Origin of the sequence: Alkalibacterium indicireducens, from assembly GCF_039522005.1 — a bacterium.
In the GTDB taxonomy this organism is placed as follows: domain Bacteria; phylum Bacillota; class Bacilli; order Lactobacillales; family Carnobacteriaceae_A; genus Alkalibacterium; species Alkalibacterium indicireducens.
In genome coordinates this window covers 1-8,638 of sequence record NZ_BAAADA010000051.1, presented here as the reverse complement: position 1 = coordinate 8,638, position 8,638 = coordinate 1, and the positions used below count along the sequence as shown (strand labels likewise).

At 37.2% G+C, this 8,638-nt stretch carries 5 protein-coding genes; all 5 read right to left on the bottom strand.

All coding sequences use genetic code 11. The features are described 5' to 3' along the window. A partial coding sequence (locus ABFX15_RS12140) for a hypothetical protein (protein WP_428830594.1) occupies positions 1-143 on the bottom strand: 143 nt, incomplete at its 3' end. A 15-nt stretch (positions 144-158) separates the two neighbouring features. Continuing rightward, positions 159-3,701: a BREX-1 system adenine-specific DNA-methyltransferase PglX gene (gene pglX, locus ABFX15_RS03735; protein WP_346024162.1), complete on the bottom strand. Its 3,543-nt coding sequence runs from the start codon at positions 3,699-3,701 to the stop codon at positions 159-161. A gap of 6 nt (positions 3,702-3,707) precedes the next feature. Next, positions 3,708-7,328: a BREX system P-loop protein BrxC gene (gene brxC / locus ABFX15_RS03730; protein ID WP_346024161.1), complete on the bottom strand. Its 3,621-nt coding sequence runs from the start codon at positions 7,326-7,328 to the stop codon at positions 3,708-3,710. A gap of 20 nt (positions 7,329-7,348) precedes the next feature. Continuing rightward, on the bottom strand, positions 7,349-7,930 hold the full coding sequence (locus ABFX15_RS03725) for a DUF1788 domain-containing protein (protein WP_346024160.1): 582 nt from the start codon (positions 7,928-7,930) through the stop codon (positions 7,349-7,351). Beyond that, positions 7,927-8,532 carry a DUF1819 family protein gene (locus ABFX15_RS03720; protein ID WP_346024159.1) on the bottom strand — a complete coding sequence of 202 codons (606 nt, stop codon included), beginning with the start codon at positions 8,530-8,532 and terminating at the stop codon, positions 7,927-7,929. Before ABFX15_RS03720 ends, ABFX15_RS03725 begins: the two co-directional genes overlap by 4 nt. Between the last annotated feature and the right edge of the window lie 106 nt (positions 8,533-8,638).

Genomic DNA, 8,638 nt, shown 5'->3' with positions numbered 1-8,638 from the left:
GCGTCCTTTGACTTACACCATTCAGCAATCGTCTCGCTGTAACTTTCTTCTTTATCGAATAGGTACATGATTTTTCGCTTCTCCCCTTCTTTAAGAGGGGAAGAGAAGTAGGTATCTATACGACTTAAGATATCTTCAGACAAAGAATGACCTCCTTTCTACAGTTTTTCAAAGACATTGAGTGTCTTAGTCTTGGATGATGAATCGTCCGTTATTTCAATATTCTGGAATTTTTCGTAATTTACTTTAACTCCGTCGTCCAGATCCAGATCAATCTGCTGCTTGGCAACGTGATCGATGACCTGATCATACTGGGCGAGTTCCTGACGGTCTTTAGTATATTCGTCAATCAGTTTCTGAGCACGTGACTTCTGAGCCTGCGTACTCGATTCATCTCTAATGACATGTGACTCATGTTGGATAAGATTATCAATAACTTTCGCTTCATGCAGGACATAATCCGTTCTGAGCTGAGCAATGGTATGTTTGTGATACCGATGCAGATACATAAGCCCTCTAAATGCGCCACGCTTTCCACTGGTAAACTGCCAGTAGATCGGACGCTTCTGATAAATTTTTAAATGGTCCTTATAGAATTCCTTCATGAAATAACGACGAATACGATCACGTGAACTTTCTGTTGGTTTTTTTGTCAGAGCTTCCGCAATAAAAGTAAGATTCTCTTCTAGTGTTTCTTCCCCGTATATGACTGTTAACAGTTCTTCTACTTTGTTCATGATGTCATCATTGAAGTACTGATCTTCTGTTAAAGGAATGATATTCGTTTCATCTGGCTGATAAGAAGTATACAAACTGTTGTCCCAGTCTCCCCCAGCATAAGCCAAGCCTTTTTTATCTAAGGAATAGCGACCAAACATCAATCCAACAAGATAGGATAAGAAACTTTTCACATCTCTTTCTCTATCTGCTTTTCGAACGGTCACATCTTTTTCTTCCACCTCAGGAGTCAGTTCATCTTGGAGTCCATAAATATCGATAAAAATACGATTCAGTTCTTCTTCATTTTCTTTAAGTTGGTAGAAACGTTCTTCAGCCACTTCTTCCCATTTATTAAAGCTGTCTTCTACCTTTGAAGAACCCTCTTTGTAAGTGAGAAATGGATGTTCTTCAAAGTCCCAAGAGGTTTCAAAGGAGTCCCAGTCAGATCTAGAGGATCTAATATTTTTCTCAACCAGTGGAACTATAGTAGTAATAATATTATTATCTCTCAAAACTGGAAAGTTCTGAAAATTTCCAACTTGGAGATTTAACGTTGGATTCATCATTTTAAAAATATAGTTTGATATGGGTGTACTTAATAATCCTAGTAAATATTTTAAATCAACACTACTTTCTGTAAATGCTGACATACCAGCAACATCAAATAAACTTCCTTTTTCTCTATATCTTATCGAAAATCCACCACTTGTTATTAAGGACCAAGTAATTGATTCTCTAAAATAATAATTAGGATTTCGAATGACTGACCTTGGTTTACCTTTTGAATCAGTAAAATTCCTAATTTCAAATCCATCTGTTTCCCAATTAACAACATAGTCATAATTTCCATACCATTTTCTATAAGCTCCAACTTTATTGTATGGGAACCATTTCAGCTTACTTTCTTTAGCCTCTTGTCTATTTTGCAGCGAATAACCTATCAAATTATTATTAATCTCGTACCACATTCTTATGAATCTATCATTATCTGCTGTCGCTAAACCTTGTTTAGGATCAGCAATATCACTTAGAGGTACACCTTTTTTAAAAGCATTGATAATCATATCAGAAGCCCAATAAGCTATTGGGCTTCCAGGAATTTTGCTGAAGTTTTCAGACTTCACTTCATATCTATAATCGGCTGATACATTGTTTTTTGCTTCCAAAAATTTATTTTCTTGTTTAACCATGCCTCCTCTAAAATCAGTTAAACGAATGTAAGTACCTTTTTCATTTTCTTTTCTATTTTTCAGCACAAATGTACACAGAGGCACTGTCGCATCTTCAAATGCTGAATATTCTAAGTGTACTAAACTGGATATAGATTTTTCACCTATAATGTAATCTCTCAGTTTTTCATATGAAGAGATAAACATCCATACCATAGGAGTCATGAAGCCAGTATATCCATTATCCTTGGCAAGTAAGCTACATCTGTATATAAATACTGAGAATAAATCCTTTTTGTAATTGCTGTAGTTTTTAGTCACGTAATCCTTTAGTTTCTTATTGAAATTATTCATATAAGGCGGATTGGTTACTACAACGTCATAACTTTTACTTAACAGTTCGTATTGTTGAATGTAGTCTTCTATTTTCGGAAGCGTATACTCAATTAACTCGGTCATAAAAATATCTATTTCCGCATCATTGCGTAAGTATTTTATCTGTTTTTTCAATAGTTGAGTATCGATAAAAGGAACTTGAATGATAGAACCATACAGTTTAGCGTCTATGAAAGTTTCAATCAAGAGAGTCAAATTATTTTGGATTTCTTTATTTTTTTCTGAAAAGACCTGAATAGTTTCTTGATCAATTGAATTACTTTCTTCAATACTATGGATGTGTACAGTATACTCACGACTGAATAAACGACGGTCATATTCTCTTGCCTTCATAACCAAAGCAAAAGTGGCTAACTGAGCTGCCCTTTTATCAATATCTAGTCCAAAAAGGTTGTTTTCTAGAATAAGCTTGGGTATTTCTCTTTCTCTGTAACCTCTGGATAGATACATCTTATAATACACATCAAAAGCATAGACCAAAATATGTCCCGAACCACAACTGGGATCTAAAAAGGATAATTCTTCAATATTAACTTTTGAATAGTTAAATTCTAGCTGTTCACCATTATCACTCTCTAAAAGATAATCCAGTGATTCTCTAACTGAATCATCCGAATATGATTCTAGCCAGTATTTACCTAATGAATTATCTACCATATATTTTACAATCCATTTAGGAGTAAACAGTTGTGTGGCTGCTGGAATATCTTCTTTGTCAGCTTTCTTGCTTCTGTTGGAGAAGAAAGACTCTTTTTCCTCTGAGATATAAAACTGATACAACCACCCAACAATTTCTACTTCTTTCCAGCTATCTTCATCGACCATGTTTAGAAGGTCTCTAATGACACTGTTCTCATTCAATAAATTATCCGGCAGCAGTAAGGCCATAGCATCTGATATCGGTTCAAACACGTTGGGTAAGATGTCACCCAATTTATTGCTTTGCTGGATAAGCAGATACTGGTACAGGTTGTTCAGTTGGTTCTCTTCTTTTAATTTGTAAACATGTTCTTTTTTTAAATCCAGTTCATCTGTCAACAGCAATACGTCGGTCAGGGCATCTGGTTCTTTCTTCCCTTCTTTTTCAGAAGACAAAATGCGCATGCCGATCGGGAGGAAATTATTCACTTCCATATAGCGAAGCGCAACGAAGCGGTTGAACCAAGTGTAAGCCGCTTCGCTCATGACAGCTTCATACCCATCCAGAGCAATTTTGTTCTTCAAATGGGTATATAGCTTGCGCTCCCTGTCTCCCATTACCGTTCCGTTGATAATCAGGCCGTCCTCTAATTCTTGTAAAGGCGTAATAGATTCTTTAGTGATCCCAAAGCTGTAGGCCTTTTGTCTAACGGCTTGTTCGATATCTCTGCGTGCTTTTGTCGCAAATTGTTTTAGCTGTGTTTTGTTCACCTTCATGCTCCTTTACAGCAATTTAATAATATCTGCATCTTCCAAATACGTGAGTAATGTATCGCGAAGATTATTCACATATTCGTTGATGTCGTCTTCCGAGCGTAGTTCAGTATAGGCAGTCGGATGAATATCTGCTTTATTGATAATGGCAGATTTTTCTTTTTTGATAGGTGCAACGGGTTTACTTGGTTCAACTTGTTTTGGATGATCAGTTGCTTTTTGTTTTGCCTCAGGTTGAACACTTACTTTGTTTTGCTCATCTTCTAACTGTTTCGCAATATCATTTTTCGCTTTTTCAATTTCTTTAAAAAATGAAACCTTCACAGTACTGCTTAAATCTTTTGCGGATTTCAAGTCTCTTACTGTGCCAGCTGAAGTTACTTCCTGTTCCATATGGCTGAATTGGAACTTCACTTTCCGATAGATTTTCTGATAAGGGTCATGGCCATTCAGTTCTTCCAGTTGTTTTAAAATGTCAGATTGGTCATGCTCGATTTCCTCGCTGATGGGTTTGGCCACATTTTCCAGTTCTTCAGTATATTCAGCATCGAAGCGACTGGTCCACTCATCTAGTTCATTCATTTTACGGTAAGGCTGAGGCATATCTATTATCGTTTTCATCTCATTATAGATGTGAGTGAGTTCGTCATTATCTATATAATTACGGTCTTTCTCAAAGCGATTGATCTGAGATTGCGCTTTGTCATAAATATCACGCTGATTTTTGAAGAATCCTCTAACGTCTTCCAGATCCAGGAAGTCGTCAATCAGGTCTTCACCGACATCGATAAAATGGGTAAGGAAATCACGTGAATCAGTAATTGTTACAAGGCGTTCGACCTGAGTCAGTGTCTCCTGGACTAATTGACGGTCTGGGTAGTGTTCTTCTCTATAGTGACCCAACAAAATGGATAATTCTTTTTCTTTAGTGCTTAATTTATCTGAAAGAATCGCCGACATTTCATCTTCTTTGTCACCAATTGATGTGATACCAAACAATTCGTTAGATACTGTCTTTACTTTTTTGATGAAGCTGGGATCCAGGGTTTCACGTTTAATCACCAGTATTTTGTCCTGAGTGGCTTTTCTAGTGACCTCTCGAACAAAAGCAGTATCATCTGGCGTCAGTTTACGACTATTTAATGTAAATTGAACTTTTTCCAGTTTGATCATTCGAATCAGACTAGCCAGAATATCCAGTTCTTTCCAGCCGTAAGGTTCTATAGTGAACCGTTGAACCAGTTCCAGTAATGTGATGGTCTTGTTCAATTCATTTTGCATATTCAGGTAACTTTCAATTTCTTGAGTGGCCTCTGAGTTTTCATCTTCATAATCTTCGAGCATCGAGATATTCTGATTTGTACATAAACGTTCCAGTTCATGACGGTCGTAGTTTTTCTCTATATACATTAGTTTAGGATAGATTGTAGAAACGAGCATCTGTAATCCCTGACTGATGCGCTGTTCAGGCGATCCACTAGTTTGAACGACCGATCCATTGACAATGATATCCGCTTCATTTACGGCCTCTTTCAATCTGATCAGCGATACTTTTTCCAGCTGGCTTCGCTCGGCAGCTTTACGGCTTCGAATGCTGTCTTGAACAGGTGTCAGTGACTGTGTACTTTGATTTCTTAAGTACTGATTGATTTTCATCCACTGTTTGATTTCTTTAAACGTTTCTTCTTCTGGTAAACGAACGATTATTTTGTCTGATTCACGTTGGGATAAGGCTAAGACAGCTGAATCATCATAATATTCGGAGTAAGACGTAATAAAGCGGACACCTAATGATATGGACGCATTTTTAATCGGACGATCATCGATCCATTGAGACAAGTCCATCAAATAAGACACACCAGGGCGATCAGCAAACGGTTTATAGTCGAATTTTTTCAAATCCAATACTTCATTGCTTAATCGTCTTCCGGCATCCATGATATACTCTGAAGTGGGAATCGAGATGTTTTCAATTTCACGATTGATATCCTGTTCTTCATTGGTCAGGAACAGATATTTATTCCCTATACGCTGGATCAGAAACTCGTCTTCCAATAAATCCAGTGATCGTTTGATTTTCTTATTCAATGCAATGAGATCTTCGTCAATAGATGAAATCATCAGTGTAGTCAAGTTCTTAATGGTGCCCGGCATTTCATCGACATAGCGAACCAGAAATAACAGTTTCAAGACAGCAACATCAAAGTCACCAATGCTGTCATTTTGATCGGCTTTAATAATCGTTGAGCGAACGGAATGTTCCAATGCCTGTTCGATGTTATCGTAAAAGACATAAAACGGGACAAGAGTATTCAGGTCCTGATCTTTATACATAATAGTCGCCTGTTGAATAGACTCAAGAAGGTTACGTTCACCATCCGATAAATGTTTCCCAGCAGAGCCATGCTCTCTTATACCCGTAAATACTTTTTGAAGAAGATTAAACTGATACGGCACAAACGGATAGACTTTAGAGAAGTCATCGCTGTTCTGGTAGAAACGCATCGTAGCAGCATCTTCAAACTCCAGCTTGTTTTTCAGCACGATTTCATTTTCAGTGTAAATAGATAATAGTTTGGAATGAGCTTCAGCTTTTTTCTCCAATAATCTGATTTTAATGACTTCGTCTGCATTGGCACTACTTAAGCTGACACGTGTATTAAAACGTCCTTGTATTTTAGAAAAGTCAGTGGAAGACATCTCTTCACTTAGACTGTTGATGTCCTGCTGTGAAGTGACTAGTACCCATACTTTTCCATGACAGTATTTGCCTAAATCTTCAACGACAGTCTGAAGATTCAGCATCAGCTCTGTGTTGTCAGCAATATACTGGCCGACTTCATCCACTGAAAAAATCAGACGGTAGTTGTCTTCTTTTGTGGACACATACTCTTTGATCCGTTCAGCAAAACGTTCAACTGAAATAGAATAACTTTTTTCTCCATTATCAAGCCAGCGTTCAGCACTTTCTTCTGAACTGTACATTGCTTTAGTTAATGCTGTAACGGTTTCGTCGAAATGATAAAAGATTGACTCCCGCTCTGTTTGCCAGTCCATCCCCGTCTCTTCTTCAAAATAAGCTTTGAAATCTTCATATTGTCCTTTTTTGTCGAGTGTTTCTTCCAACTCTGCTAACCAGGGAATGCTGGCTGAATAGCCGCGCATTTCGTTGAATACTTTGTTGAACACTTTGACGATAGCTGTCTTGTTTTGTTTGCTGTCTGAATCCGCCTTGGAATCGATGTTGAACAAGACAACTTCACTAGGATAACGAGTCGAATTTTCCATTTGCTTATGTAATTCTTGCCCATTCACTTTTTCCTTGAAGAAATCGACAGGTCGTTTGCCGTCAGCTTCTAGATCTGACTGCAGAAGATAAGACAAAATCTTTAGAAAGTGTGATTTACCGGATCCGAAAAATCCTGATATCCATACACCTACTCGGTCTGTTGGCTGATCATAGGCTTTGTTATATGCAGTATAAAAGGTCTCAAAATGACGCTTTAGTTCATCAGTAACTACATATTCTTCCAGTTCTTTCTTCATGACGGCTTTATCCTGTTGTCCAATTTTAATGACTCCTTGGATATCACGCGTAATGTCTTTTTTAAATAGCTGTTCTATGTTCATCGTATTTTCCTCCCTTGAGCTTAATTTTCTATCAGTTTAAATGCTCTATAATAATTATCGTCTAAAAATCGTGAGAAAAGCCTCAAACTGCCATTTTCATATCGCCCAGGATAAAATAGGATAAGTGGTTTCTTCTCCACAACAGTCTGCAGGTTATTGAGGACTGTATGAGAACGGATAACTGGATAGGCTTTACCGACACCAGTCAAGAAAATCATTGCATCCTCATCCATATGTTCCTTAATATAACTAACGATCCAGTCGTCGTTAGTCGCTAATCTCAGTGCTTTTTTCATTTTGTCATACAAAAATTCACTGCCCTTTTTCTCTTCCATCTTGAAGTTTTTGTCCATATATCCTCTTTGACGGAAAAATTCTAAAACAACCTCATACAAATCAAATTCCTGAACTGTGACTTCATTATTTTCCGAATGAATGTGTTTTTTTAAATAAGGAAGAGCTTCCCTCACAGCCAGTTCATCCTCCGGTTCGTAATCAAAGATATAGAAGCCAACCTCATTTCCTAAGCCTTTGTTGGTCATGAACTTAGGATCAGCTAACTTTTCATTTAATTCTTCCAGCCTTACAGAAATTGGCCTCACTGTAATACCTCCCCTAGCAATACTTCTACAAGCACTTTTTCTTTGTGGTTTATTAAATAGCGTTCGACATCTGGGGCAATAATAGGACGGTGCAGAAATACCTTTTCATCTCCACTATCGGCATAATCGGCGTCCACTAATGTCTGGTGATAAGCGTTAGTTAATCGCTCACGGGTTATCTCTTTCCAATTTTTAACAGTGTCATGTTGTTCCGCCTTTTTATCAAAAAAAGTCAGAGTGTCCTGTCTGTGTACAACATAATCAAGTGTCAACCACTTGTCAAATACAACTTCTCTCATCCACTCATAAAAAAGCTGATCTTTGCTTAAAATACCATAAAGTAGAATAAGCTTGCTCGTCTGTGAATCACTTCTTATAAAACTTTGAAATAAATCATCATCCAAATAAGCTAGTCGTTTTTTAATTTCATGATAAAACCTATTTCGTCTATCTATACTTTGCAAGCCTAACAAGTTGTCATCTACAACTTGTTTTTTTATCTGATCATCTTCCAATCCTTCATCAATTAAAGAAGCAATCAATTTAGTTTCTCGATACAAGAATGGTCGAGTATTCAAAGTAGTTGTGTACTTTTGTGTCATTACCTTTCGCCCTTTTCTAAAAGACTTTAATACTACTGTTTATGGCAAGATAAAAATACATAAGATTGCAGGGTAAAAGTACACAACTCTGCGGACGGCAAAATGC

Bases quoted from the DNA above. Each gene is read 5' to 3' on its own strand.
- pglX (WP_346024162.1), bottom strand. From the start codon at position 3,701: ATGAAGGTGAACAAAACACAGCTAAAACAATTTGCGACAAAAGCACGC.
- ABFX15_RS03720 (WP_346024159.1), bottom strand. From the start codon at position 8,532: ATGACACAAAAGTACACAACTACTTTGAATACTCGACCATTCTTGTAT.
- brxC (WP_346024161.1), bottom strand. From the start codon at position 7,328: ATGAACATAGAACAGCTATTTAAAAAAGACATTACGCGTGATATCCAA.